The sequence below is a fragment of the Endozoicomonas atrinae genome, assembly GCF_001647025.1.
In the GTDB taxonomy this organism is placed as follows: domain Bacteria; phylum Pseudomonadota; class Gammaproteobacteria; order Pseudomonadales; family Endozoicomonadaceae; genus Endozoicomonas; species Endozoicomonas atrinae.
This window is the reverse complement of record NZ_LUKQ02000005.1, coordinates 35133-61267: the sequence shown is the minus strand read 5'-3', so window position 1 is coordinate 61267 and position 26135 is coordinate 35133. Positions and strand designations below refer to the sequence as shown.

The window sequence follows — 26135 nt, the reverse complement described above, 5'->3', positions numbered from 1 at the left end:
GTCCTCTCGATTGGTCATGGCGCTGCTCCCTGCTTGATACCAACAGGAAAACAATCGGCCAGAAAAGGGTTAATCGGGAGGTCAAATTAAACTGGTGTTTTGAAGACTTATTACATCGGTGATGACAAATGTATATAAACAAGCAGCATCATCAACCTACTACTGGTGCGTCCCCAGTACTCAATACAATTCAGCCAAGTATCTGAATAAAATATGTGCACTATAATTTGATGAATAGAGAGCCGTTCTAAACTGCAAACAGAGGGTTATCAGTAAAACGAAAAGTTGTATTCAAAAATGATCAAACTCATCATTTTCTTGCCAATCAAACAAAATACATTACTTTTATTCATATTGAACGAGTAATAAGCAGAAGCATTCTGTGAATTACCCTATACCTGCATAACTAACAGACAGGTAACCGTTCCAGTCTTACGTAACAGATATTTGTCGACTTTCTTAGTGTCTTGCACCGTATTGATACACCATTGCAAGTCTCATATGGTCAAAGGCTCCGGTAGATTGAGGGTATACAATGAAATTACTGGATGAGTTACATCATCGGCTGGGTAGTAAATCCCGGATTCGCTCTCTATTCAAAGATGTCAGTGTTCAGGAGCTTGAAAAGATTCTGGATCGCCTGAAAGAGGTACATAAAGAAAAATTACAGTCCAGAGTTAAAGAGGATGCAAAAAGACAGAAAAAAATGAAAGATATTGCAGCTATTCACAAAGAAATGGCTGAGCTTGGTATAACACTCTCAGATCTTGACAATATTAATGACACAGGGAAAACGGTAAAACGTCGGCGAACTGTCGCAAAGCATACCTTTCAATATGAAAATTCAGCGGGACAAACCGTGCGCTGGGAGGGGTCAACGACAGGAAGACTACCAAAAGACTTCCAGGAGTACCTGGAAAAAACACAGAAAAAGCGGGTAGAGTGCATTGTTAAATAGGTATAGGGTTTATCGAAAATCCTTTTATCATTTTTTAGCTGAATTTTGTGAGTTATAGCTGTTGCATGTGGATGACCATTGAGCGAATCCAGAGAGTAAGGTCATCCATATCTTCAAGAGACAGCAGTAAAAGAGCCGTATCAAGAGGGTCCAACTCTCCTTCATTTTGAAAGACTTCACCTTTGAAAGCTGAAATCATATGCCGCAGCTCATCTACAGCAACTTTTACTTCCTGATTTACCTCCAGCAAAGCCTGGGATTGTTGTTTTCTAAAACCCGCCACGCCCAAACGATCCTGCTTTAACACGCCTGACTTCAAGCTATATACCACTCTGGCAAAGTGCTGATTTAGCTGTTCTACAGAACTCTGCAAGTCTTTAGTAAGCTTAGGAGGTCTATAAGTTAATCGCTCAGCCAGTCGGCAGATCAGGTGTGCCAGGTTATTCTGAGTCTGTAAGAGAGAGAGTACTAGCCCTTTTGGCTGCGCTGTCAACGTTGGCTGGTTTAACCTGGCAAGAATTTCCTGTTCCAGTTTTTCAACGGCGGGAGGAAAATCAATTAGCCATTTTTCCCTTTCAAGCCATTGGTAATCGGAAGTTAATCGGCTCTGCAACTGTCTGCTTAATAAAACCAGAGCATCTAAAACCACCTGTCGATGCTGGCTTAAAGGCTTATAGGCAGAGCCGGAAAAAAGGCTGGTAAAAGTCGTAAGATCCATACAGATCTTATCGACTCAGAATATCACCTGATTAGGGCAAATTACGAACCAGCAATGAGTGGGTATTTGGCAAAACACCTTCAGGCTTTGGTATTTTTACAAAGTGGCCTGACCCTGGCGCAACATCAATACGCTCACCACGACGATTTTCCAAATGCTCCAGATTAAATACATAGTTGCCTTTTGGGGTCATCAGTTCCATGGTATCCCCCAACTCAAAGCGGTTTTTGACCTCAACCGTTAGCTGCTGATCGTCAAACTCAATGATTTCACCGACAAACTGCTGCTTACTTTCACGGGAGTTACCGGTTTCATAATTCTGATACTCATCGTGAACATGGCGACGATAAAAGCCTTCGGTATAGCCTCTGTTGGCCAGGTTCTCCAGAGAGTCCATCATCCCCATGTCAAAAGGAATACCTGCCACAGCATCATCAATAGCTTTGCGATATACCTGAGCGGTTCTGGCTACATAATAAAAAGACTTGGTACGCCCTTCGATCTTGAGGGAGTGGATACCCATCTCAGTAAAGCGGCGAACATGCTGAACGGCCCTGAGATCTTTGGAGTTCATGATATAAGTACCATGCTCATCTTCAAAAGCAGGCATATATTGATCCGGACGCCCCTTTTCCTGCAGCAGGAAAATATTGTCTGATGTTTCGCCAGCACCCAGGGTTGGTGTAACAATCTCAGGACTGCCAATACCTGATCCACCACTAACCGGTATTACATCCCCACTCTCGGTCTCTTTAGCCTCATGAGCCTGATATTGCCAGCGGCAGGCATTTGTACAGGTTCCCTGATTCGGGTCTCTTTTGTTGATATATCCGGAGAGCAGACAGCGCCCCGAGTAAGCGATACAGAGAGAACCATGAACAAAGACCTCAATCTCAGTATCGGGGCACTCTTCCCGGATCTCCTGAATCTCCTCAAGAGACAACTCACGGGATAGAATAATCCGCTCAACACCCTGCCTGGCCCAAAATTTTACGGTTGCAAAGTTAACCGCATTCGCCTGAACAGAGAGGTGGACTGGCATATCCGGCCAGGTTTCACGCACCATCATAATCAAGCCTGGATCGGACATGATCAGCGCGTCAGGCCTCATGGCAATAACAGGCTCCATATCACGTAGATAGGTTTTTACCTTACTGTTATGAGGCGCAATATTGCTTGCCAGATACAGTTTTTTGCCCAGGGCATGAGCCTCATCAATGCCTTTTTGCAGATTGTCCAGTTTAAAGTCGTTATTGCGGACTCTCAGACTATAGCGGGGCTGGCCAGCATAAACAGCGTCTGCACCATAAGCAAAAGCAAAGTGCATATTCTTCAGTGTTCCCGCTGGCGAAAGGAGTTCCGGTTTCATCATGACCTACAGCTGATGTTTTTGAATGGCGCGCATTATAACAGTGCAACCGGAATGCAACAGTAGTGACAGCACCCAGATCCTAAGCGAAACGGAGGGGATGGTTCGTTTTGAACCTAAACAGAAATACAAATAGAGAGAAAAGCGCAACAGAAGGGAGTGGCGGTCCGTATCAGTTTGCCTGATACGGACCAGAGCAAAGCAAACAAGACTTACTTGATCTTGTATTCCTTGTACTCTACGTGCTTGCGAACAACCGGGTCATACTTCTTGAACACCAGCTTGTCAGGCGTATTACGCTTGTTCTTGGTGGTGGTGTAGTAGTGACCAGTACCTGCGCTGGAAACCAGCTTGATCTTCTCACGAATACCTTTAGCCATGATTTATGCTCCTGCTAACTTAGAATTTTTGACCACTGGCGCGCAGATCAGCCAGAACGGCATCAATGCCTTTCTTGTCGATGATACGCATGCCTTTTGCAGAAACACGCAGGCGCACAAAGCGCTTTTCGCTTTCAACCCAGAAGCGCTTGTGGTGCAGGTTAGGCACGAAGCGACGACGAGTTTTGTTCTGAGCGTGGGAAACGTTATTCCCGGTAACCGGGCGCTTGCCGGTAACCTGACAAACCTTGGACATGTGGATGGCCTCTCAAACCAAAAATCCAGCCATGAGGCCGGAAAACTTAACTGAATTCCAGTGTCTGCTTCGGGCAGATCTGCCCATGGTTACAGAGTCAAGAGACCTTCAAGACTCATCAGCAGCTACCCTCATACAAAGATCGGGCTTTATACCAGAGTTGGACGCCTCTTGCAAATTCCCTGAAGGCTACGGATTATGCTTAGCCCCCCGCAAAATCAGCAATCCCAAGGCATTTGAACCATTTCTCGTCTATGTTGTCAGCAAAGCCAGACTGACATTTTTAATGCAACCAGACACTTTTTAACAGGCTCTTTGTAAAGTGCTCTTTGCAAAAAGAGCAAAAGCGATTTTATACAGAGGTTTTGATCGGTGTCACCCAAAAAGTTGTCTCTGCGAAATAACCGCCCACAGGAAGTCACGGCAACTCGTCTGCTGATGGAGCATGAGAATTGACAGTCGCTGCATAACAAGGCAAATCAAGTGGGAGAACCAACCTGCGGACAGTTTGCCTTCCTCAATTCGAATTACAGAGGAATATCATGAACCGCTTTAAAGATTTTCGAGCCGTCATCGTTAATCAGGTTCAATCGCTTCTGGCAAAGCGCATGTCAAACAAAGAACATGAACAAATTCAGTCGCTTGCTGATGCCTATTATCGTGGAGTTTCCAGCAAAGACCTTAGCCGGATAAATACGGATGACTGCTATGGAGCATTACTCTGCCTATGGCAGTTTCTAAAGACAAGGCAACCCGAACAAATCAAGATCCGCGTCTACAACCCAGAACCAGAAACCCACCACTGGCACTCCACACATAGCATTATTGAGATCATTACTGATGACATGCCATTTCTGGTGTCGTCTGTATTGATGGAACTTGATCGTCAGAAAATAAAAGTTTATAGCCTGAATCACCCAACCCTTCGGTCGGAAAGGGACAGCACTGGTCAGCTACACTCAATCAGCACTCGGCAGGCAAACATTACCGAAGCAGTCATTCGAGTTGAAATAGACCAGCAACCAGAGCATCTTGATTTAGAGAAGGTCTCGTCAAGTATCCGGAATATCATTGAGGATGTTCATAAAGTAGTTTCTGACTGGGAGGCAATGCAAGCCAAGCTGGATGACGCTATTCAATGGTGCCAAAGTCACCCAGCACCATTACAGGATGTTGAACTGAAAGAAGCGCTTGCTTTTCTAAACTGGCTGAAAAGAGATAATTTTCTTTTTATCGGCTTTCGCTATTATGAAATCATCCAGGGGCCAAATAAATTAAGACTACGCACCAACAACAAAGCCGGTTTGGGGACTTTCCGAGAAGGCCCCCATCATAATCCAGTAGAGCAAGAGCTATCACCCTATATTGCATCACAAATTCAAGCACCTGAGTTACTGGTCATCACCAAATCCATCAGCCGTTCAACGGTTCATCGACCTGCTCACCTGGACTACATTGGGATAAAACAATTTAACGATTCAGGTGCAGTGACCGGGGAATGGCGTTTTTTCGGACTATTTTCGTCAACAGCCTACAACGTTCCGCTGGATGAGATTCCTTTAATACGAAAAAAAGTGGCAAGACTCCTAAAAAACGACAACTGCCCTGCAAATAGCCACCGGGGTAACGCGCTGCGCCACATTATTCATGACTATCCAAGGGACGAGCTCTTGCAGGCAAGCTTTGAACAACTTAAGGCTGTCATTAACGGGATACTTGACTGCCATGAACTACGACAATTGAAAGTATTCCTTCGTCCTGACACCTATGACCGCTTTATCACTGTGCTTGTTTATGTATCCCGAGATAATTTTAATACTGAGCTTCGCCTGCAGATGCAACAGATCCTGCTCAGTGAATTGAGTGGAAACAGTATCGACTTCAATGTCCAGCTATCTGAAAACCCAATGGCGCAATTACAATTTACTGTGCATTGTCGTCATGCCAACCAGCAGAATATCGATGTTGAGCGGCTGGAAGCCATGATACATGAGGCGATGTTGAACTGGACAGACCACTTGCAACAAGCATTAAAAGAGGCTTTTGGAGAGGCTTCAGGTAACAAGATGGCACAGTGTTATCTGCAGGCATTCCCCGCCGCTTACCGGGAAGATGTTACCCCTCGCCAGGCAGTAGCAGACATTCAACGCCTGGAATCTTTAAAAGACAGCCATCAGATAAGGACAAGTCTTTATCGTCCGGTTACCGACCATTATCGATGGCACTTTCGTGTTCTTGGTAAAGGGCCTCTCCTGGCACTCTCAGATGTACTTCCCATTCTTGAGAAAATGGGCGTCAGAGTTCGCAGTGCAAGGCCTTACGCTATCAGCCCCTACAGTCAGGAAAGTGCCTGGGTGCTTGATTTCAGCATTGAGCCTAATGGCCATGATAATGCGCTGACGGCCAATCTAAATTCACCTGAAGCTGAAAGCTCAACGCCAAATCACTCCAACCTTGAAGATACCCATCTGCGGGAACAGTTCCAGGAGGTGTTCATTCGTACATGGAAAGGAGAAATGGAGAATGACGGGTTCAATGGACTGGTGGTTTCTGCTGGTTTGAACTGGGAGCAGGTTGTGCTCATCAGGGCTCTATCCAAATACTTGATGCAACTCCAAGTGCCATTCAGCCAGAGCTATATGCAGAAAGTACTTAACAGCAACCCATCGGTGGTTCGTGAAATCGTAGACCTGTTCAGCATTCGTTTTTATCCGGATTTCCGTGGTGATCGCCAGGAAATTGCCAATGCCTGTTCTGAAAGGGTTTACCAACTGCTGGATAGTGTTGCCAACCTTGATGAAGATCGGATCCTGCGACACTTTCTGAGCGTTATTGAGGCTATGTTGAGAACCAATGCCTATCAGAAGCAGGACCAAGGCGAGCCGAAAAGCTATTTGTCTTTCAAGCTACAACCCGAGAAGATTCCAACATCACCTCACCCCAGACCAATGTTTGAAATATTTGTCTACTCTCCATGCTTTGAAGGCATTCATATGCGGTGTGGGAGGATTGCCAGAGGAGGGTTAAGGTGGTCAGACAGAATGGAAGATTTTCGTACTGAGATTCTGGGGCTAGTCAAAGCTCAGATGATAAAAAATGCCATCATTGTACCTCACGGGGCAAAGGGAGGCTTTGTAACAAAAAATCTCCCGGCCAATGGCTCAAGGGAAGAAATACTGGCAGAAGGTGTTTCATGCTATCGAGCATTTATTTCTGGGCTTCTGGATCTAACCGATAACCTTCATGGCGGAAACATAATCCCTCCTAAAGAAGTCATACGCTACGATGATGATGACCCTTACCTTGTGGTTGCAGCCGATAAAGGCACCGCTAGTTTTTCAGATATTGCAAACGAGGTATCAGAATCATATGGATTCTGGCTGCGAGATGCTTTTGCTTCTGGTGGAAGCTTGGGCTATGACCATAAAAAAATGGGGATTACTGCCCGAGGAGCCTGGGAGTCCGTAAAAAGGATCTTTAAAGAGCGTGAAATAGATACCCAGACCCAGGATTTCACGGTCATCGGTATTGGAGATATGTCTGGTGATGTATTTGGAAATGGCATGCTTCTTTCCAACCATATTCGCCTGATTGCCGCATTTAACCACCAGCACATTTTTATCGACCCAAGCCCTGACATTTCAGTCAGCTTCAGTGAGCGTCAGCGTCTGTTTAATTTACCCAGGTCATCCTGGGAAGATTATGACCGCAGTAAAATATCGGAAGGTGGAGGCGTATTCAGTCGTCAGCTGAAAAGCGTTCATTTGAGCAAGCAGGCCAGAACCATACTGGCAACGGATAAAACCATAATGTCGCCTGCTGAGCTTATTCAAACAATTCTTAAAGCACCAGCTGATCTATTGTGGAATGGAGGAATTGGTACATACATAAGAGCCAGCAGTGAAAGTAATGCTGATGCAGGAGACAGGTCTAATGATAATGTGAGGATCAGTGCCAGCGAATTGAATACGAGCGCTGTAGGGGAGGGTGGAAATCTGGGGTTGACTCAACTGGCAAGAATTGAGTTCTCCAGGAGGGGAGGCCTCATCAATACCGACGCTATCGATAACTCGGGGGGGGTTGACAGCTCAGATCATGAAGTCAACATAAAGATTCTGCTTAATCAGATGGTTGATGATGGTGATATAACCATAAAGCAGCGTAATATTTTACTGGCCAGCATGACTGATGAGATTGCCAGACTGGTTCTCAGGCATAATTTTTTACAGAGCCAGAGGCTGAGTCTGAGTCTTCAACAAAATGTTCTGTTATTTAATGACCATCGTTTCCTGATCAGGAAGCTCGAACAAAAAGGACGTCTTAACCGAGCTCAGGACTGTCTGCCATCAGATACAGAGCTCAAAGCCAGAGTGAAAGCTGGTGAGGGTCTTACCCGACCAGAAATAGCCATTCTTTTGTCCCACACAAAGCTGGAGCTTTTTGAATCCCTTGTCTCAGCCAATGTTGGTGACGATCCAATACTGGATGCAAAACTGCTGGACTATTTTCCATCACAACTCCGCAATCAGTTCCCTGATCAAATCAGAAACCATCCATTAAAAACCGAGATACTGGCTACCCATCTCAGCAACGAAGTTGGTAATAGAATGGGAGCAACTTTTATTGAGTATATTCATCAGGAAACCAGAAATTCGGAGCTTAATTGTGTCCGGGCATTTATGGCTATAAAAGAGATCTTTTCCATTCCATCTATCTGGGACCAGTTTGAAAATCTGGGGTTTGATGTAAAAGATGATATCCAGAGAGTAGAGCTGTTCCGGGTACAGCAGCATATTGAAAAAGCATGTATCTGGTTACTGAAGAACCACGGCAGTCAGATGGATATTGAGTCTCTTATCAGTAACTATAAACCAGGCGTCAGCGCGGTCAGTGGACAACTGGCAGAGCTGCTGGGAGAGGAAGACTGTGCATGGCTGGGTGGTAGAGTTACCTGGCTACAGGAAGCACAGCTGCCGCAAATGCTGGCGGAAACCTGTGCAGGCCTTCGATATCTTTATTACGTACTGTTTATGGTCAGTGTGGCTAATGAATATCAATTTACTGTTATTGATGTGGCCTCTATCTTTTTTGCCCTTGAAGACTATCTTTGCCTACCCTGGTTAAGAGAACGTATTCGTCAATTACCAGTTAACGACCTCTGGCAACGCAAAGTACAGTCATCCCTGAAAGATCAGTTGGATAGAACCCTCAATGATAATTGTATTCATGTTCTGACTCATTCACAGGGAAAGCCAGAAGAACGCCTTAAACGATGGCTCGAAAAAAATGCTGAACTAATTGATCGCTGGAAAGCGACTGTCCGGGAAATACAATCCGCCAGAGAGCAGAACCTTGCCATGCTGTCAGTAGCTATACAGGAACTGTCTCTCATTGCTTCAAACTAGAAACTTGCTTGGCACTGACCTACCGGCAACAGCTCCTGCGATGCTCTAGGGAAACTGCGAATAAGTCCCTTTTTCCAAAGGCAGTGTCAGTAATACTAGGGGTTACCGAAGGTGAGAGCGGACTTATTCGCACCTTCCCTAGCTCCTGCATCTTTGCAGTCGTGCGAGAAAGCAGGCTAAGCCTGATAGATTCAATGGGGGGGGGGTTATCAGTTAAATATGTTTCTAGCTGCCGATGATTTGCGTCATTCTGCGTTGCTTTCTATTTATTTATGTGGAATGCCTGAACGCTTGTGTGGTCAACTGGACTCATGGCTGACCGAAAAAGTCCTAGCGCAGGAATGGAGAAATCAAACAGAAAAATACAGTCTCAAAAAAAAACGGTCACCAGAGGAGGATGACCGTTTCATACTGTCTCTATTATTACATCAACATCTACAAAGTACATACCTAAAGGTGCTATGACGATTCTGGTGGCTATGAAGCTTGGCTTCCAAGTAATCAACCAACCCAACCGACATATATTCTTTAACGGCCATTAAAGCCTATTCGTTAGATTCAGTTGCATAGAAATTCTGCAAAAAAAAACCAGTATCCGGGGGAAGAATACTGGCTATGTAGCTTCGGCTACAGGGGAGCAGCCTACAACTTAACTTTCTGTCAACACAAAACACACAGTGAGCAATAAGAATCAGTACCAAACTGCTGTCTTTTTCCTATCCTCATATATTCAGACAAGCAAAATTCCAAAAAGTTCCCAAAAAAAATAAAAAAATTTGAATAAAAATAGTTAACCAAATGCACCGGAGACGTCTGGTTACCTGAGCAAGTTCTATGCAGGCAAAACGAAAGGAGTACAGCTTTAGCTGTGTAGCTGGAATTGTAATGCAGGAGAGTTGCCCCCCTGAACAAACATTCAGAATGTATAGGATGTCATATGGCTGGCTACTTTCTAAGTATCTAGATAAAGAAAAAGCCAGAATCCTGATAGAGGATACTGGCTTTCAACGATAAATGCGGGGAAACATATACCGCTTTAAAAATTGCCAACACTTAACACACAAGGAACAACTCAATTGAGTCTCACTATATGAGACAAGCAATATGGCAATAAAGTTCCACTACTTACAAAAAACTTACAAATCAAATAGCCAAGTACTTCTTAAGTCATAAAAAACTCAGTGGGCCTCATCCCAGTTATCTCCAATACCCGCTTCGACCAGCAGTGGAACACTGAGTTCTGCAGCACCGGCCATCTGCGCTTTTAGACCCTCAACAATGGCGTCAACGCTCTCGCCAGCAACTTCAAGCACCAGCTCATCGTGAACCTGCATAATGACACGAGCATTAAGCCCCGATACTTTCAGCCACTCATCAACTCTGATCATCGCCTTCTTGATAATATCTGCTGCAGTGCCCTGCATCGGCGCATTGATCGCTGTTCGTTCAGCCCCCTGTCGCCGCATACCATTTCGGGCATTGATTTCTGGCAGATATAGACGACGACCAAAGATGGTCTCTACATATCCCTTTTCCCGCGCAAAGTTTTTGGTCTCTTCCATGTACCTTAAAACCCCCGGATACCGTTCAAAGTACAGATCGATATATTCCTGTGCCGACTTTCTGGATACACCCAGCTGTTTAGCCAGCCCAAACGAAGACATACCGTAGATCAAGCCAAAGTTAATGGCTTTAGCACTACGTCGCTGATCGCCCGTTACATCATCAAGCGCCACTCCAAATACTTCGGCGGCCGTTGCTTTATGGATATCCAGTCCATGAGCAAAAGCATCCAGCAAACCTTTATCTCCAGAGAGGTGAGCCATTATTCTCAGCTCAATCTGGGAGTAATCTGCAGCCACCAACTTGTAACCTTCCGGAGCAATAAACGCCTGTCGCACTCGACGACCTTCCGGCGTTCGAATAGGAATATTCTGAAGGTTAGGGTCCGAGGAAGACAGTCGCCCAGTAGCCGTTACTGCCTGGTGGTAAGAGGTATGGATACGGCCTGTTGCCGCATTAATCATCTGCGGGAGTTTCTCGGTATAGGTGGACTTGAGCTTGCTTAAGCCTCGATGCTCAAGAATCAGCTTGGGAAGTTCATAGTCCAGCGCAAGCTCCTGCAGCACCTCTTCTGCGGTTGATGGCTGCCCCTTGGGCGTCTTCTTAATTACGGGAAGCTGCAGTTTATCAAAGAGCAGTTCCTGCAACTGCTTTGGTGACGACAGATTAAATTCCTGTCCCGCCTCATCATGGGCTGCTTTCTCCAGTTCCTTGAGGCGTTGACCAATCTCCAGACTCTGCTGCTTAAGTAACACACCATCAACCAGGGCACCATGACGCTCAATACGTGAAAGAATATCCACCAGCGGCATTTCTATATCCTGGAAAACGCTTGATAGGGTGGCTTCTGACTTCAGTTGCTCCCAGATGGCATGATGAAGGCGCAAAGTAATATCCGCATCTTCTGCCGCATAGGGACCCGCTTTCTCAAGCTCTATCTGATTAAACGTCAGTTGTTTAGCGCCTTTACCAGCAATGTCTTCATACTTGATGGTTTTATAGCCCAGGCAATGCTCTGCCAGGGCATCCATATTGTGACGGGTGGCGATTGAGTTCAAACAATAGGACTCAAGCATTGTATCAAAAGCAATACCCTTTATTTGGATGTCATATCGAGCCAGCACGCTTTCGTCGTATTTAAAGTTCTGACCTACTTTCTGTTTCGTCGAGTCTTCCAGCAAAGGCTTCAATTTTTCCAGTACCCATCTTCTATCCAGTTGGGCTGGAGCCCCCAGGTAATCATGCGCAACGGGCACATAAGCCGCCTTTCCGGGCTCAGTGGCAAATGAAACGCCCACAAGTTCAGCCACCATGTAATCCAGGCTGGTCGTTTCTGTATCAAAGGCAAACAGCTCTGCAGATTCGAGCTGTGCTATCCAGTCAAGAAACTCTGCCTCCTCTGTGACTACCGAATACTCACCGGTAACGCCTGATGCTTTTTCGTCAGATTCATTATTCTCCAGCGCTGAACCAGAACCTTCTTTCTCCAGGTCCGCTATCAATGTTCTGAATTCGTACTCTTTAAACAGCGCTAACAGTTGTTCTTTATCAAGGGGCTGCATTTCCAGATTATCAATGGAAACTGGCAGCTCTACATCAGTCTTGATGGTTGCCAGCTCTCGGGATAACAGAACGATATCCTTATGCTCAGTAAACTTCTCAGCAAAGTTCTTGCTCCCACGAAACCCAAGTGCGGCAACCTCATCCAGACGCTCCGCAATCTCATCGATACTGCCGATGCCATTCAGCAAAGCCAATGCTGTTTTCTGACCAACACCAGGCATACCCGGAATGTTATCGCTGCTGTCTCCCATCAATGCCAGGTAGTCGATAATCAAGCTGGCAGGAATACCAAACTTACTCTCAACACCACTTTGATCGGTATACGCATCATTCATGGTATCAATCAGAGACACATGCTCAGTAACCAGCTGAGCAATATCTTTATCACCTGTCGAAATGATGGTATCGATCTTTTTCTCGGTTGCCTGCCTGGCCAGCGTACCAATCACATCATCCGCCTCAACGCCTTCAATCATTAACAAAGGCAGGCCAAGAGCACGGACAATTTGATGTATTGGTTCTATTTGCGAGCGCAGGTCATCCGGCATGGGCTTCCGGGTCGCTTTGTACTCGCTGTACATTTCATGGCGGAAGTTTTTTCCCTTGGCGTCAAAAATGACCGCAACATGACTATCCTGATACTGACGCATCAGACTGCGCAGCATATTCGTCATGACCCGGATAGCACCCGTTGGGCGACCATCAACAGTTCGCAGATTGGCGCGCTCAGAAGCATGAAAAGCGCGATAGAGGTAAGATGAGCCATCGACGAGTATGAGTGGAGGCGTACTGACTGGTTCTGACATGGATTACGGACTCACTTACGATTCTGGGTAACTGGGTATAGAATGCTTCCAAGCAGTTTAATGGTTTCCACCGCAATTATCATGAGGCTCCTGATGAAACCCTCCATAAAAAGAGCGCAGTTGGGTGTGGTTTTCTTACCCTTGTTTCTTTTTGGCTGTGCTACTCAAAGTCCGGAAGGTTCTGATCAAGCGACGACCAGTGCGGACTTGTCCAGCAGCCAGAAAGCCGTTGTATTTACCGATGAAGCCATTAAGAAAATTCCAAAGCACCTGCGCCCTGAAGAGCTGGAGAACAGGGATGATACATCGGTAGTCATTCGTGCCGGTGATTCCAGAACGTACAAAGAGTACCGGGTTGGTGGTCAGCTTTATGCCATTCAGGTTATTCCCAAGGTAGGTAAACCTTACTACCTGATTGCCTCTGATAATGAAGGCAACCCCATTGATCCAACTAAACGTACCCTGTTAGTGCCTTCATGGACCATTTTTGAGTGGCACTGAGTACATACAGAACCATAGATCTAACCATCCAAGAACAGGGACTTCATGTCTGTTTATACCCATTTGACACAACAGGATATCGAGCAACTTCTAACTCGTTATGACCTTGGTAACTTGACGTCATTCAAGGGCATCGAAAGCGGAGTTGAGAATACCAACTACTTTCTGGATGTTGATAAAAAAGGCCATCTCCAGCGATTTGTATTGACGCTCTTTGAATACCTGCCAGCAGACACGCTGCCATTTTTTATCAATTATACGGATGAGCTTAAAGCTTTCGGCCTGCCTGTGCCCAACCCTGTTCGAGATAAGAATGGCATTGCTCTCCAGTCAGTAAAAGGAAAACCGACTCTGATCGTGCAGTGCTTTGCCGGTCAGCACCCTGATGCAAGAAATCTCTCTCTGGATCAATGTCAGCAAATGGGTACGATGCTGGCCAAAATCCATAGAGCTGGACAGGGTTCTTCTCTATACCAGGAAAACCAGCGTGGGCTGTCCTGGCTTGATGCCCAGCAAAAAAGACTCACTCCATTACTCGATCAGGATGATGCCCGCTTTATGGCTGAGCAATGGAAAAGTATCTCCAGCTCTTTAAAAACGTTTGGCAATCTGCCAACAGGGCTCATCCACGGAGATCTGTTTCACAATAATGTGCTTTTTGATCAGGGCAGAATCTCGGCAGTCATCGACTTCTACCAGGCCTGTAATGACTGGCTGATCTACGATCTGGCCGTTACAGTAAACGACTGGTGCATTACAGATAATCTTGAACTGGACAGTCAGCGTACAAAGGTATTAACCGATGCTTATGCACGAGTTCGGCCTTTTACTGAGGAAGAGAAAAAAGCCTGGCCATTAATATTACAACTGGCAGCCTTCAGGTTTTGGATATCCCGGTTGATTACGTTTATCTACCCGGAAGCTCCGATGGACCAAGAGCATCAAAACAGCCTTGTTCGGCACTTTCTGGATCCAAACGAGTTCAAGGAGATGCTTGTATTAAGAAATAAACACGCAGATAGAATATTAAATATTTTGGGCTGAATTGAAATGGTGCCGCCCAGAAAACTGGGCGACACTATACCTAGAATAGATTTTTCATGTATTAGATAGATTGCCCTTGAGCTGCACAAGCCAGAATCAGCTTCATGGATGGAGATGCAGCATTATATTCCATTTTCATGAACTTTAACTTCATCTGGGAAACATAGCTTTCCTTAGTGTCGGATGGCCCTACTTTCATGGTTTCCAGTGCATTTTCATCTCGATAACTTGGCGTCGCACACTCCATCATTCTTTGAGAGTTAGATTTAATCTGACAAAGATCGCGATGTTTAAAAACACCATTATCACGACCAGTATTGCCGTTGTTTGATTGTGCTTCCTTAGATATGACTTTATTCTGAGCTTCAACAGCTTGATAGATAGGTCTCATAATTTTCCATCTTCAATTATTGTATTTAAAATAAGGTTCAGCCGATTCAAGCCATCAAAATTTTTTCAGGAAATACATTTGATTATTTTGACAACCAGTGAATTTAATCTTCAGAAGCTATTAACAAACAAATGCTTGTATTTACTCAACCCACTGTAATTAAATAGAATCCACCCATCTATTAGACGAATAGTTATGATAAATAACAGACAACTATTTATTTTTGTAAGCATCACTTATAACTGTTTGAAAAACATTAATTTAATTACTCTAGCAGTATAGAATTTGATTATATTAGCCAAGTATCAATATTCATGTATAACTGTTATGTTATAACAATTATAGTTGGCATCTTTTATGAGCAAAACGAATACACCCTATACCCCACACAACCATACGGCCTGTATTCAGCAGGCCTTATCTGAAGCTCGTGTCATTTGCCATAAGCGGGGTGTCCGTCTGACCCCAATCAGAGAAAGAGTATTAGAACTGGTTTGGCAGAATCACTGCCCTGTCGGAGCCTATGAAATACTTGCCGTGCTAACACAGGGCGAATCAAAACCGGCTCAGCCCCCTACCGTTTACAGAGCCCTGGACTTTCTCCAGGAGCAAGGGCTGGTACATCGCCTATCATCCATCAATGCTTACATTGGCTGCAGTCACCCAAATACTGCTCATAACAGCTGTTTTCTCATCTGTACCCTATGCCGGACAACTATTGAAATTGAACACCCAGCCATTGAAAACTCCCTGAAAGACTGTGCTAATGACCACGGCTTTACCATTGCTGATACCTCAATAGAGTTGGCCGGTTTATGCACAAATTGCAGAACTAAGTGAAGAATCAACAAGTTATGAATCAACCATTGATAGAGTTGAGCAATATCTGGATGAAATTCCAGAACAGAGACGTACTTACCGGGATCAACCTGCAGGTTAATCCCGGTAAAATCGTTACCCTGATAGGCCCAAACGGTGCGGGCAAAACGACGCTTGTACGTGTGGCTCTTGGACTGCAGGAACCCTCTTCAGGCCAACGGTCAGTGCGAAAGGGGCTTCGCATTGGCTATATGCCTCAAAAGCTTCATATTGATGACACCATGCCTCTGACCGTCAACCGGTTCCTGAGACTGACTGGCTGCCGGTTGACAGCGGTTCAAGATGCCCTTGGGCGAACCGGAGTAGCCCATGTTCTCCAGTCCCCCCTGCAGTCGCTTTCCGGAGGAGAGCAACAAAGGGTTCTGCTGGCCCGCGCATTACTGCATAAACCACACCTTCTGGTACTTGATGAACCAGTGCAGGGGGTTGATGTAACAGGACAAAAGGAACTTTATCAGCTGATCACCGATATTCGTGATGAGTCCAGAAACCGGGAGCACTGTGCCGTTCTAATGGTATCCCACGACCTTCACCTGGTTATGGCATCTACTGACAAGGTCATTTGTATCAATCAGCACGTCTGCTGCTCTGGCCACCCGCATCAGGTTAAGCAGCATCCAGCATATCTCCGCCTTTTTGGTGGTGAATCGGACGAACTCGCTGTATATACCCACCATCACGATCATCAACATGGTGTCGATGGCCATATTCTTGAGCCACAAAGCCCTGTATCTGAAGGAAAACAATGATGCCAGATATTCTCTTGTATGCCTTACTGGCAGGCTATGGCGTGGCTCTTCTGGCAGCACCACTGGGCTGCTTCGTAGTCTGGAGAAGAATGGCCTATTTCGGAGATACCCTCTCTCACTCCGCTCTACTTGGTGTTTCACTGGGTCTGATGCTGGATATTAATATCAACCTGGCCGTTATCGTCAGTTCACTGATGGTTGCCACTATTCTGGTCAGCTTCCAGGAAAAACAGGGAATGGCTTCAGACACCCTGCTGGGAATACTTGCCCACAGCTCTCTATCCATTGGTCTGGTAACTGTCAGCTTTGCGGATAATGTTCGGGTAGATATGATGTCCTATCTGTTCGGAGACCTGCTGGCTACCGGTGCTTCCGACCTCTACTGGATATATGGTGGTGGCGCTCTGGTTCTGGCTACGCTGGTGTGGCTCTGGAAGCCACTGCTGTCCATGTCCGTTCATGCTGAACTGGCACAGGTTGAGGGTATACCGGTCAGAAAACTCCGGATGACGCTAACCCTGTTAATGGCTCTGGTAATTGCAGTGGCCATGAAGATTGTCGGTGTCCTGCTGATTACCTCCCTGATGATTATTCCTGCAGCTACCGCTCAACGTCTTGCAAGAACGCCAGAACAAATGGTTGTTTTTTCAGCACTGCTTGGAATGCTGGGTGTTTCCGGAGGTTTAACAGCGTCATGGCATCTGGATACACCAGCCGGTCCTTCCGTTGTTGTATCCAGTTTCTTACTCTTTTTAATAACCTTGTTGGCAAAAAGAAAACCATAATAAAAGCCAGCATTTGCTGGCTTTTAAACAAAAAAGAAATTAAAAATAAATATTTTATTTAAAAAAGTTCAAAAAAAGAAATATAAAAATTTCAGCCTACAATTTAAATAATAATTTAAAAACCCCTCTAGCCTAACAACTACCAATCAGCAATTAATCTATCAGATCAATTGCATTTAAGAAAATGGAGTTTCATTATGCCCGGCAGAAGTAGAGTCAACTATTCAACACCAAAACAAGCAGAACCACAGAAGCTAAAAGATGATTACAAGGCATTAAAAGAAAAAGCAGAGGAATCAGGAAAGCATCGAAGTCACACTGTTGCAAAAACCAATGTTGCTAACGCAACTCCAGTTAAGCCGACCCCTGCACAAAATAGTAACCAACCTCCAGTCCCCAAAGCACCAGTAGCACCACCAACAGCACCGCCATTAGTTGAAACCACCAGTGACGATCAAAAGACTGGTCAAACCGATAACCGCTCTGTTCTATTAAACGCGATTATCAAAGGGCCTTCCCATGGCTTAAGAAAGGTTGCAGCAGAAACTTCGACAAGTAAACCAAAAGCGCCCACAACATTCATGCCTGCGGCTGCTTATCTCTTCAATGCATCGTGGGGAACCTGGAAAGAGAAGTTAACCAGTGCGGTTATCGCTTCTGGAGGCAAGCCTGGTGACAATGAGCACTTAAATTTATTGATGGAACAGCATGCAAAATACGCAAAAAAAACAGGTGTCATTAATGCGGTTTCAAGCGATATAGATGCTGTTGGAAAAGCAAAGGCATCTGGAATCGTTAGTAAGACGGTGTATGAAGGCTATGTTGCTGGACGAGAACAGAAAAGTGATAGAAATAATGACTTCAAACAAAGCATTGACTCTTTTCTTGACCAATATCTTGGTCAGCTCTCAGAAGAATCTTCAAAGAGCAAAACAGGCATGAAAGCAGTTATGCAGGAACGGTTTGGCTTAGCAACCGTTGTTCAAACACCACAAACCTTTTTTTTAGAAAATAAAGAGTTGAATGGTCAGCTTGTGGAGGCTGGGCTCAAGATAGAGTGGCTCAATGCTGGCGATATTACAGAACAATTTATTGATGCGCTGATTCATTATGATGAAGAACCAGAAAGAATTACTCCATTTATCGATGAAATACTCGCTAGGGAGAGAAGGAAATATGAAGCTAAAGAAGCAGATCTAGATAGTGCCCAGAAAAAGCACAAGTCTAAACTCTCAAAGTTATTTGGTAAGAATAACTAGCCAGTAGATCACCGGTTATGCTTTCAAATAACCGGTGATCTGCTTAATTTTTCAAACTATTTAGTACAGCTGATAGCCTCTCAGGCTCCAAAGGTGGCCGGATAAACCCATGATAATCCCCTTTCGGGTTAATCAATGCCAGATTTGCCCCATGATCCACCAAATAAAACTCATCCTCAGGATCAACCACCGGTGTAAATGGCACATTCATTTGAACCGCCAGGTTGTAAATATTGGTGATTTCTCCCGTTACTCCAACAAAGTCCTTATTGAAGTAGGGCACATAGCCTTTCAATTTTTCAGGCGTATCTCTTCGTGGATCCACCGACACCATAAGGTACTGCATATCTTTCGCCAGATCCGGTGACTTTTCCTTAAGCAGTGCATCCAGTTTGTTTAACTGGCTCAGTGTTGCCGGGCAGATATCAGGACAGAAGGTAAAACCAAAATAGACCAGACTCCAGCGTCCTTTAAGATTTTCTGCGGCAAATGGCTGGCCGTTATGGTCAACCAGCCCTTCCATGGTGAAAGCTCTGGGTGTTTCAAACACCACCGCTCCCATCTGCTGCAACTGTTCTTTAGACAAAGCCGGCTTGTTCATGAACTTATTCGCCGTCAACCCAAGCACCACGGCAACGGCTGCCAGTAAAATAGTGACCGTCTTCCTCACTCCCTTACTCCTTTCTTTGTCCACAGGTACTCCTTACACCCAGAGATAAAATGAATAGTGGTCCACCAGCAACACCACAAACAGCAGCATCAAATAGGTAATAGAGAACTTGAAGGTCTTGATGGCGGCATGAGGTCTGCTGTCACGAAGCAGAACAACCGACCAGTACAGAAAACGAGCACCAAGAATGGTTGCCCCTATCAAGTAGATCACCCCACTCATCCCCGTCAGGAATGGCAGCATGGTGACAACAAACATGATGATGGTATAGAGCAGAATATGAAGCTTGGTGTAAGCCTCTCCATGAGTGACGGGCAGCATAGGAACATCCGCTTTGGCATACTCCTCTTTACGGTGGATCGCCAGTGCCCAGAAGTGAGGTGGCGTCCAGGCAAAAATAATCAGTACCAGCAAAAGGCCATGGCCTTCGAACTGTCCGGTAACAGCAGTCCAGCCGAGCAGGGGAGGGGCCGCACCGGCCAGACCACCAATAACAATATTCTGAGGGGTTGCTCGTTTAAGAATCAGCGTATACACCACCGCATAGCCCATCAAGGAGGCAAACGTTAACCAGGCCGTCAGAGGGTTAACCAGTACAAACAGCATGGCCATGCCCAGCGAACCGATAATAAAGGCAAACATGACTGCCTGAAGTGGTTCAACCCTACCAGTGGCCACCGGCCGCTTATGGGTTCTCGCCATCACGGTATCAATCTGGCGATCAACAACGTGATTAATCACTGCGGCGGCACCGGCACAAAGGGCAATCCCCAGATTACCGAAGAACAGAATATCCAGAGGCACCCAACCAGGCGTCGCCAGGTACATACCAATGACCGACGTTAAGATCATCAGCGCAACAACCTTAGGCTTGGTCAGCTCTAGATAATCCCGCCAGTGGGCACTCCCTGCCTGTAATACATTACTTTGACTCATGCTCCAGCCCTCCTGCTGCCGCCGAATAAGAAGTAGTTATAGGCCACCAGTGATAACAATAACAACGCACCACCCAAGTTATGCGCTACGGCAATACTCAATGGCAGGCTCCAGATTATATTGCTGAGGCCAAGCCCGACTTGAACCGTCAACATAACCATAATCAGCAGCATCAGTTTTCGAACCGTTAACCCAACAGGTCCACCAACCCTGAACGACACTTTGAGCGCAATAAGCATCTGCAACGTCAGTAATATTACGGTCAGTAATGCTCCCACTCTATGCGCAAAGTGTATGGCTGTTCTGGCTTCGGCGTGCAGCTGCCCACCCAGATAATTTGGACCTATATCCTGCCCCACATCAAACCCTTCCTCAAAATTCATGGGTGGCAACCATTGCCCCTGACACATGGGCAGATCAGGACAGGCAAGCGCTGCATAGTTGGAGCTCGTCCACCCACCGAGGCTGATCTGACCAACCACCACCAGCAGGCTTATTACCGCAAGCCATTTCAGGAAAAAGAACGGTTTGTCCGGCACCTTTTCTCGATGCGCCCCAGACAACCTTAGCGTTAAGAGAAACAGTAGACTGAAGGTAGCAAAGCCACCCAGCAAATGAGCGGTAACGACCTGAGGCCACAGCTTAAGCGTTACTGTCCACATGCCAAACGCGGCCTGCAGCGTAATCAATGCAAAGATCAGAATGGGCAGCTTGAAAGGTTGACCCGGCTCACGTCGGTTTTTGAATGCCTGAATTACAATCATCAACACCAGAAGCATCAGAGCGCCGGCCACATAACGGTGGATCATCTCCGCCCAACCCTTATCCACTTCAACCGGCGCGCCTGGAAAGAGCGACTCGGCGTGAGCAATCTCCTGCTGAGTATCCGGCACGGTCAGAAACCCATAACAACCCGGCCAGTCAGGACACCCCAGCCCGGCGTGCACCAGCCTTGTATAGGCACCCAGACCAACCACGATGCTTGCCAGCAGCGTAGCGATCAGAGCCAGATAAAATCCTTTTTTCTTCATAACCGCTCCAGTGAGTTGACTACCCATTACCAACCCTGTTTTTAACCAAAAAATACCACATTAAACAAAAACCAATGATTAAATAATCATTTAGTACCCATTAACCGATATTGGATGCTTTCAGCAGTTTTTTCAGATCTTTCAGCAAATCACCACCCGATTGATCAACCTGATACCCCATGATCAAATTCCCCATAGGATCGATGATAAAAATTCGATTTTCTGGCCAATGCTTCAGACCGAGCGCTGTTTGCACATGGTTTTTATCCGCGTTCAGCCAGTAAATTCCCGGATGTTCGGTTTCAAGTTCAGAGGAGGGCACTGGTTTTTCTGGGGCAATGTAAAATCGGGTCACCCGATCAGACTCCTTTCCGAGCGCAATATGCACCTGACGGGTTTTATACAGGCTTTCTATGCATTCCGACTCTTCACAACGGGCGCTGCCAAACACTACAACCCGCCAGAGGCCTTCTGTCTCTGCTGAATCTACGCTCTTTTCTCCATTCTGAAGGTGCAGGGCAGAAAACTGGGCTGGAGGTAATAAAAGCTCACCCTTATTTGTCCGCCCCTCAGGTATCCATGCCCCGGTAAAGTACATAATCCAGGCCAACCCCATGGCAATGGATGGGATCAGAATGACAAGGGCAAGCTGAAACCGATTCTTATTAATGCTGATTGTCGTTGTCATGATCACCTCATACGTCATGCTTGTTCTTGTTGTTCTTGCCTGCGCGAATCATCTGGAACCCATAAAGCAAGAGCAGTACCAGAGCCATGGCGAACCATTGAAAGGCATAACCCAGATGCTTCTCTGATTTCAGATTAATCACCATGGGGCGAACCTGTTCAGCTCCTGGCTGGCCCGCTCTGAGCATCATGAAAAAATCCGGAGTTGCACTTTCTATGGCTTCAGACACTTTGAACTGGTCAAACGCCTGAATACGTTTAGGCCAGCCTTCTTCCCAGACGTCTTCTGCCAGCATAAAGGGTTTCCCCAGGGGCTTATACGCAGAGCCAGTCAGTACCAGATGCCCTGGGTCAGTCATCACCTCAGGCAGCAGCTCTCGATCACCACCGACAATCCAGCCTCGGTCGATCAGTAACCACTCTCCGTCATCCGTCAGAAACGGCATGAACAGTTCATACCCAGCCTCACCCTGGAAAACCTGATTATCCAGCAGAAAGTATCGATCCAGATCAAACCGGCCACTTACCGTAAAGGGCAGGTACAAAGGATCGTCGTGATGCTGTACTTGAGAAAGTGAAAATGGCTCAAGAGCATGTCTGGACTCATAAGCCTGCTCCAGCATCAACTTCTGCTCGTAACGTGAGAGCTGCCAGAAACCCAAAGTCACCAGCACTGGCAGGATGGCAATCACTAATAGGGTCAACTTCAATCTGAATCCAAACATCAAGTGAACAGTCTTTCTATGTTATTGTGTGGAAAAAAACTGAGTTCATCTCAGGAACTTGTCTTGTGGATAACTTTCTTGAGCCAGGAATATGTGGATAAAAGTCGTCGTTATTGTTCTTTTCTTTGCCGTGGTTATCAGTCTGGGTACCGGCTTTTATTTTTTGCTGACAGAGAAAAAGAGTTCGCCAAAACTGCTGAATTCTCTGAAAGTTCGTATCGGTCTGACCGTTTTGATTATGGTTATTATTGTTGTTGCCTGGCTTCATGGAGATATCCACAGCCAGGCGCCCTGGTTATATCGCTAAACCAGATAAACAAATATAAACAGTCCAACCCACACCACATCCACGAAGTGCCAGTACCAGCTGGCGGCTTCAAAGGCAAAGTGGTTATCCGCTTCAAAATGCCCCTGGTAGACTCGCACCAGCATTACCGCCAGCATAATGGCTCCCAGGGTTACATGAGCACCATGAAAACCAGTTAGCAGGAAGAAGGTTGAGCCATAAATACCAGCACTAAGGGTTAAACCCAGTTCGTTATAGGCTTCAATGTATTCTTCAACCTGGAAAAATAAGAATGCGGCACCAAGCACCAGCGTAATGATCAACCACAGTTTTATCTTGTAGCGATCATTCGCCCTCAGTGCATGGTGCGCCAGGGTCAGTGTGATACTGGAGGCAACCAGCAACAGTGTGTTCAACAGTGGCAGGTGAAAAGGGTCAACAACATCGGCAGCCCCAACAAAAAGGTCATTGTCCGGATTCACCATCAATGGCCAGTCCGCAATAAAGTTTGGCCAGAGCATTTCATGGGTCATGGCTCCTTCACCCTCACCGGCCAGCCAGGGAACGGCTAGTACCCGGACATAGAAGAGGGTTCCAAACAGTGCAGCAAAGAACATCACTTCTGAAAAAATAAACCAGAACATACCCCAGCGGAATGTCCGGTCCATTTGAGCACTGTAAAGCCCTGCACGGGACTCCTGAATAACATTGCCGAACCAGCCAAACAGCATCCAGGCCATAATCAGACCACCGGCGTAAAATACATAGTGAGCACTGGAATCCTTAACACCAGCAGTCATGTCATTCATCATCATGCCAGCACCCAGAAGGGTCAGAAATAGCCCAATAGATGCAATGATTGGCCACTTACTCTGGGCCGGAACGTAGTAGGTACCTTCGGTAGCCATAATACTTTCTTTCACCTCTCCTGATCTGACAGGGAGTACGCCTTTTCTCCCGAACAATCTTCAAAAAAAACGGCTCAACTGATTCAGTTCATATGCGTTACATCAAACAGCGTATAAGACAACGTTAGCTTTTTTATGTGTTTTGGCAGTTCCTGGTCGACAATAATCCGCAGTGGCATGACCTTTTCTTCCCCGGGCTCCAGTGTCTGAGTGGTAAAACAAAAACACTCGACCTTATGAAGAAAGTTGGTCGCTTCAAATGGCGTTACGCTGGGAATTGCCTGGCCCACCATCCTTTTATCCGTGGGGTTTTTAGCAACAAAGTTCAGTAGCCCCGGCTCACCAGGGTGAACCGTTACCTGTGGGGTGCTGGGAGAGAAGTCCCAGCTCATGCCCGCATTCTTGGTGGCCACAAACTGCACCTTGATATCACGGCTGGTATCCACTTTGGCTTCTGCAGCCTTGTACATATAGGGATCAGGGTCCGTCTTACCATTCAACCCCGTCACCTGACAGAACACGTTGTACAGTGGCACCATGGCAAAACCAAAGGCGAACATGCCACAGGCTACGAGTATGGAGCGAATGACAGTGCGACGAGTTGAGTGCTCAATAGCCTCCGGTTTCTCTTCTCTATCCTGTTCGCTCATACTGACTCCTGTCGTTTACTTCACATCCGGTGGTGTTGTGAAGGTGTGGTAGGGTGCAGGTGATGGCACACTCCACTCCAGCCCTTCAGCACCTTCCCAAGGCTTGGCCTCAGCTTTTTCTCCCCCCCTGATGCATTTGATCACGATAAAGAGGAACAGCAATTGCGTGGTACCAAACATGAAACCACCTATGCTGGAAATTTCATTGAAGTTGGCAAACTGCAATGCGTAGTCAGGAATCCTTCTTGGCATCCCAGCCAGTCCGACAAAATGCATTGGGAAGAACGTCAGGTTCATCCCGATAAAGGACATCCAGAAATGCACTTTAGCCAGCGTCTCGTCATACATATGACCAGTCCACTTGGGCAGCCAATAGTAGCAGGCAGCAAAGATGGCAAAGATCGCCCCAGGCACCAGCACATAGTGGAAATGAGCCACCACGAAATAGGTGTCGTGATACTGGAAATCAGCAGGAGCGATAGAGAGCATTAACCCTGAGAAACCACCAATGGTAAAGAGCACCACAAATGCCGTTGAGAACAACATCGGGGTTTCAAAGGTCATGGAACCGCGGAACATGGTGGTTACCCAGTTGAATACCTTCACCCCGGTCGGTACGGCAATCAGCATGGTGGCATACATAAAGAACAGCTCACCAATCAGTGGAATGCCAACGGTGAACATATGGTGTGCCCAGACAATAAACGACAGAAAAGCGATACTGGCTGTGGCGTAAACCATAGAGGTATAGCCAAACAGGTGCTTGCGGGCAAATGCCGGAATAATGGCTGAGACAATCCCGAAAGAGGGGAGAATCATGATGTAAACTTCCGGGTGCCCAAAGAACCAGAAAATATGCTGGAACAGAACGGGATCACCACCACCGCCAGCATTGAAGAAGCTGGTACCGAAGTGAATGTCCATCAACATCATGGTTACTGCACCCGCCAACACCGGCATTACAGCAATCAGCAGGTAGGCAGTGATCAACCAGGTCCAGACAAAGAGCGGCATCTTCATCATGGTCATCCCGGGAGCACGAAGATTCAGGATGGTTGCGATGATATTAATCGCCCCCATGATGGAAGACACACCAAGCATATGGATCGCAAAGATGAAGAATGTCGTTGAAGGTGGAGCGTAGTCTGTGGACAGTGGCGCATAGAATGTCCACCCGAAGTTTGGCCCACCTCCTTCCATAAACAACGTACTCACCAGCATCACGGCCGCAAAGGGCAGAATCCAGAAGCTCCAGTTGTTCATCCGGGGCATGGCCATATCCGGCGCCCCGATCATCATGGGAATCATCCAGTTAGCCAGTCCAACGAAAGCCGGCATAACAGCACCAAATACCATGATCAAGCCGTGCATCGTGGTCATCTGGTTGAAAAAACCCGGATCAACGATCTGAAGCCCGGGCTGAAAGAGCTCAGCCCGGATAATCATTGCCATGGCCCCACCGGTCAGAAACATAATGAAACTGAACCACAGGTACATGGTCCCAATGTCTTTATGGTTGGTGGTAAGAACCCAGCGCATCAACCCTTTGGCAGGCCCATGATGATGCTCGTCATGCTCATGTGAAGAAGCAGTATCAGTTACCGAAGTCATATCTA

The 26135-nt window shown here is 46.4% G+C and carries 23 protein-coding genes; 9 read left to right on the top strand and 14 right to left on the bottom strand.

Translation table 11 applies throughout. From position 1 onward, the window contains the following. Window positions 1-535: 535 nt before the first annotated feature. Window positions 536-958, top strand: coding sequence for an H-NS family histone-like protein (locus AK963_RS01765; RefSeq protein ID WP_066013573.1), 423 nt, complete (start codon window positions 536-538; stop codon window positions 956-958). 52 nt (window positions 959-1010) lie between these two features. Here AK963_RS01765 and AK963_RS01760 read toward each other — a convergent pair whose 3' ends face one another. From AK963_RS01760 to rpmB, 4 genes are all read right to left on the bottom strand, one after another. Next, window positions 1011-1676: a hypothetical protein gene (locus tag AK963_RS01760; RefSeq protein WP_066013571.1), complete on the bottom strand. Its 666-nt coding sequence runs from the start codon at window positions 1674-1676 to the stop codon at window positions 1011-1013. A gap of 31 nt (window positions 1677-1707) precedes the next feature. Continuing rightward, entirely contained in the window at window positions 1708-3048 is a 1341-nt protein-coding gene (trhP, locus tag AK963_RS01755; protein WP_066013570.1) for a prephenate-dependent tRNA uridine(34) hydroxylase TrhP, read from the bottom strand. A gap of 209 nt (window positions 3049-3257) precedes the next feature. Further along, complete coding sequence (rpmG, locus tag AK963_RS01750; protein ID WP_034834535.1) at window positions 3258-3425, bottom strand: 50S ribosomal protein L33; 168 nt, start codon at window positions 3423-3425, stop codon at window positions 3258-3260. A gap of 19 nt (window positions 3426-3444) precedes the next feature. Next, window positions 3445-3681: a 50S ribosomal protein L28 gene (gene rpmB / locus AK963_RS01745; protein ID WP_066013568.1), complete on the bottom strand. Its 237-nt coding sequence runs from the start codon at window positions 3679-3681 to the stop codon at window positions 3445-3447. A 542-nt stretch (window positions 3682-4223) separates the two neighbouring features. Here rpmB and AK963_RS01735 point away from each other — a divergent pair. After that, entirely contained in the window at window positions 4224-9086 is a 4863-nt protein-coding gene (locus tag AK963_RS01735) for an NAD-glutamate dehydrogenase (RefSeq protein ID WP_066013564.1), read from the top strand. 1178 nt (window positions 9087-10264) lie between these two features. Here the strand turns inward: AK963_RS01735 and polA are convergent. Then, window positions 10265-13018: a DNA polymerase I gene (gene polA / locus AK963_RS01725; protein ID WP_066013560.1), complete on the bottom strand. Its 2754-nt coding sequence runs from the start codon at window positions 13016-13018 to the stop codon at window positions 10265-10267. Between the two features lie 93 nt (window positions 13019-13111). Here polA and AK963_RS01720 point away from each other — a divergent pair, with 93 nt between their 5' ends. Both AK963_RS01720 and AK963_RS01715 read left to right on the top strand, forming a co-directional pair. Further along, the gene (locus AK963_RS01720) at window positions 13112-13519 is read left to right on the top strand and encodes a DUF2782 domain-containing protein (protein ID WP_139117197.1); all 408 of its coding nucleotides are present in this window, start codon (window positions 13112-13114) and stop codon (window positions 13517-13519) included. Between the two features lie 45 nt (window positions 13520-13564). Beyond that, entirely contained in the window at window positions 13565-14563 is a 999-nt protein-coding gene (locus AK963_RS01715; RefSeq protein WP_066013556.1) for a homoserine kinase, read from the top strand. Window positions 14564-14624: 61 nt separating this feature from the next. Here AK963_RS01715 and AK963_RS01710 read toward each other — a convergent pair whose 3' ends face one another. Then, window positions 14625-14954, bottom strand: a complete 330-nt coding sequence (locus AK963_RS01710; RefSeq protein WP_066013555.1) for a hypothetical protein — start codon at window positions 14952-14954, stop codon at window positions 14625-14627. 357 nt (window positions 14955-15311) lie between these two features. On the opposite strand from AK963_RS01710, the gene AK963_RS01705 reads away from it, so the two are divergent. The 4 genes from AK963_RS01705 to AK963_RS01690 all read left to right on the top strand — a co-directional run bounded on the left by AK963_RS01705 (window position 15312) and on the right by AK963_RS01690 (window position 18626). Further along, complete coding sequence (locus tag AK963_RS01705) at window positions 15312-15794, top strand: Fur family transcriptional regulator (protein ID WP_066013553.1); 483 nt, start codon at window positions 15312-15314, stop codon at window positions 15792-15794. A 14-nt stretch (window positions 15795-15808) separates the two neighbouring features. Beyond that, entirely contained in the window at window positions 15809-16582 is a 774-nt protein-coding gene (gene znuC, locus AK963_RS01700) for a zinc ABC transporter ATP-binding protein ZnuC (RefSeq protein ID WP_066013551.1), read from the top strand. Further along, a complete protein-coding gene (znuB, locus tag AK963_RS01695) occupies window positions 16582-17367 on the top strand; it encodes a zinc ABC transporter permease subunit ZnuB (RefSeq protein ID WP_066013550.1) in 786 nt (261 codons plus the stop codon). Before znuC ends, znuB begins: the two co-directional genes overlap by 1 nt. Window positions 17368-17564: 197 nt before the next feature. Continuing rightward, window positions 17565-18626 (top strand): hypothetical protein, encoded by a 1062-nt coding sequence (locus AK963_RS01690; protein WP_066013548.1) that lies wholly within the window; start codon window positions 17565-17567, stop codon window positions 18624-18626. Window positions 18627-18669: 43 nt separating this feature from the next. Here AK963_RS01690 and AK963_RS01685 read toward each other — a convergent pair whose 3' ends face one another. The 5 genes from AK963_RS01685 to AK963_RS01665 all read right to left on the bottom strand — a co-directional run bounded on the left by AK963_RS01685 (window position 18670) and on the right by AK963_RS01665 (window position 22660). Beyond that, complete coding sequence (locus AK963_RS01685) at window positions 18670-19320, bottom strand: SCO family protein (protein WP_139117196.1); 651 nt, start codon at window positions 19318-19320, stop codon at window positions 18670-18672. A 9-nt stretch (window positions 19321-19329) separates the two neighbouring features. Next, window positions 19330-20232: a heme o synthase gene (gene cyoE / locus AK963_RS01680; protein WP_066013543.1), complete on the bottom strand. Its 903-nt coding sequence runs from the start codon at window positions 20230-20232 to the stop codon at window positions 19330-19332. Beyond that, complete coding sequence (locus AK963_RS01675; protein ID WP_238593614.1) at window positions 20229-21263, bottom strand: COX15/CtaA family protein; 1035 nt, start codon at window positions 21261-21263, stop codon at window positions 20229-20231. Before AK963_RS01675 ends, cyoE begins: the two co-directional genes overlap by 4 nt. A gap of 100 nt (window positions 21264-21363) precedes the next feature. Continuing rightward, complete coding sequence (locus AK963_RS01670; protein WP_139117195.1) at window positions 21364-21951, bottom strand: hypothetical protein; 588 nt, start codon at window positions 21949-21951, stop codon at window positions 21364-21366. Between the two features lie 7 nt (window positions 21952-21958). Next, the gene (locus tag AK963_RS01665; protein WP_175404410.1) at window positions 21959-22660 is read right to left on the bottom strand and encodes an SURF1 family protein; all 702 of its coding nucleotides are present in this window, start codon (window positions 22658-22660) and stop codon (window positions 21959-21961) included. A 106-nt stretch (window positions 22661-22766) separates the two neighbouring features. Here AK963_RS01665 and AK963_RS01660 point away from each other — a divergent pair, with 106 nt between their 5' ends. Next, complete coding sequence (locus AK963_RS01660) at window positions 22767-22982, top strand: DUF2909 domain-containing protein (RefSeq protein WP_020582193.1); 216 nt, start codon at window positions 22767-22769, stop codon at window positions 22980-22982. Here AK963_RS01660 and AK963_RS01655 read toward each other — a convergent pair. The 3 genes from AK963_RS01655 to ctaD form a co-directional block, all read right to left on the bottom strand. Then, window positions 22979-23869, bottom strand: a complete 891-nt coding sequence (locus AK963_RS01655; RefSeq protein WP_066013580.1) for a cytochrome c oxidase subunit 3 — start codon at window positions 23867-23869, stop codon at window positions 22979-22981. The two genes, AK963_RS01660 and AK963_RS01655, sit on opposite strands and share 4 nt — an antisense overlap. Before the next feature lie 83 nt (window positions 23870-23952). Beyond that, a complete protein-coding gene (locus tag AK963_RS01650) occupies window positions 23953-24519 on the bottom strand; it encodes a cytochrome c oxidase assembly protein (protein ID WP_066013537.1) in 567 nt (188 codons plus the stop codon). Window positions 24520-24534: 15 nt separating this feature from the next. Continuing rightward, the gene (gene ctaD / locus AK963_RS01645) at window positions 24535-26130 is read right to left on the bottom strand and encodes a cytochrome c oxidase subunit I (protein WP_066013536.1); all 1596 of its coding nucleotides are present in this window, start codon (window positions 26128-26130) and stop codon (window positions 24535-24537) included. Window positions 26131-26135: the final 5 nt, after the last annotated feature.

Coding starts and splice junctions, on each gene's coding strand:
- AK963_RS01675 (WP_238593614.1), bottom strand. CDS start 21,263: ATGAAGAAAAAAGGATTTTATCTGGCTCTGATCGCTACGCTGCTGGCA.
- AK963_RS01660 (WP_020582193.1), top strand. CDS start 22,767: ATGTGGATAAAAGTCGTCGTTATTGTTCTTTTCTTTGCCGTGGTTATC.
- rpmB (WP_066013568.1), bottom strand. CDS start 3,681: ATGTCCAAGGTTTGTCAGGTTACCGGCAAGCGCCCGGTTACCGGGAAT.
- znuB (WP_066013550.1), top strand. CDS start 16,582: ATGCCAGATATTCTCTTGTATGCCTTACTGGCAGGCTATGGCGTGGCT.
- znuC (WP_066013551.1), top strand. CDS start 15,809: ATGAATCAACCATTGATAGAGTTGAGCAATATCTGGATGAAATTCCAG.
- AK963_RS01710 (WP_066013555.1), bottom strand. CDS start 14,954: ATGAGACCTATCTATCAAGCTGTTGAAGCTCAGAATAAAGTCATATCT.
- AK963_RS01735 (WP_066013564.1), top strand. CDS start 4,224: ATGAACCGCTTTAAAGATTTTCGAGCCGTCATCGTTAATCAGGTTCAA.
- AK963_RS01655 (WP_066013580.1), bottom strand. CDS start 23,869: ATGGCTACCGAAGGTACCTACTACGTTCCGGCCCAGAGTAAGTGGCCA.
- trhP (WP_066013570.1), bottom strand. CDS start 3,048: ATGATGAAACCGGAACTCCTTTCGCCAGCGGGAACACTGAAGAATATG.
- AK963_RS01670 (WP_139117195.1), bottom strand. CDS start 21,951: ATGACAACGACAATCAGCATTAATAAGAATCGGTTTCAGCTTGCCCTT.
- ctaD (WP_066013536.1), bottom strand. CDS start 26,130: ATGACTTCGGTAACTGATACTGCTTCTTCACATGAGCATGACGAGCAT.
- polA (WP_066013560.1), bottom strand. CDS start 13,018: ATGTCAGAACCAGTCAGTACGCCTCCACTCATACTCGTCGATGGCTCA.
- cyoE (WP_066013543.1), bottom strand. CDS start 20,232: ATGAGTCAAAGTAATGTATTACAGGCAGGGAGTGCCCACTGGCGGGAT.
- AK963_RS01720 (WP_139117197.1), top strand. CDS start 13,112: ATGAAACCCTCCATAAAAAGAGCGCAGTTGGGTGTGGTTTTCTTACCC.
- AK963_RS01705 (WP_066013553.1), top strand. CDS start 15,312: ATGAGCAAAACGAATACACCCTATACCCCACACAACCATACGGCCTGT.
- AK963_RS01765 (WP_066013573.1), top strand. CDS start 536: ATGAAATTACTGGATGAGTTACATCATCGGCTGGGTAGTAAATCCCGG.
- AK963_RS01715 (WP_066013556.1), top strand. CDS start 13,565: ATGTCTGTTTATACCCATTTGACACAACAGGATATCGAGCAACTTCTA.
- AK963_RS01650 (WP_066013537.1), bottom strand. CDS start 24,519: ATGAGCGAACAGGATAGAGAAGAGAAACCGGAGGCTATTGAGCACTCA.
- rpmG (WP_034834535.1), bottom strand. CDS start 3,425: ATGGCTAAAGGTATTCGTGAGAAGATCAAGCTGGTTTCCAGCGCAGGT.
- AK963_RS01760 (WP_066013571.1), bottom strand. CDS start 1,676: ATGGATCTTACGACTTTTACCAGCCTTTTTTCCGGCTCTGCCTATAAG.
- AK963_RS01690 (WP_066013548.1), top strand. CDS start 17,565: ATGCCCGGCAGAAGTAGAGTCAACTATTCAACACCAAAACAAGCAGAA.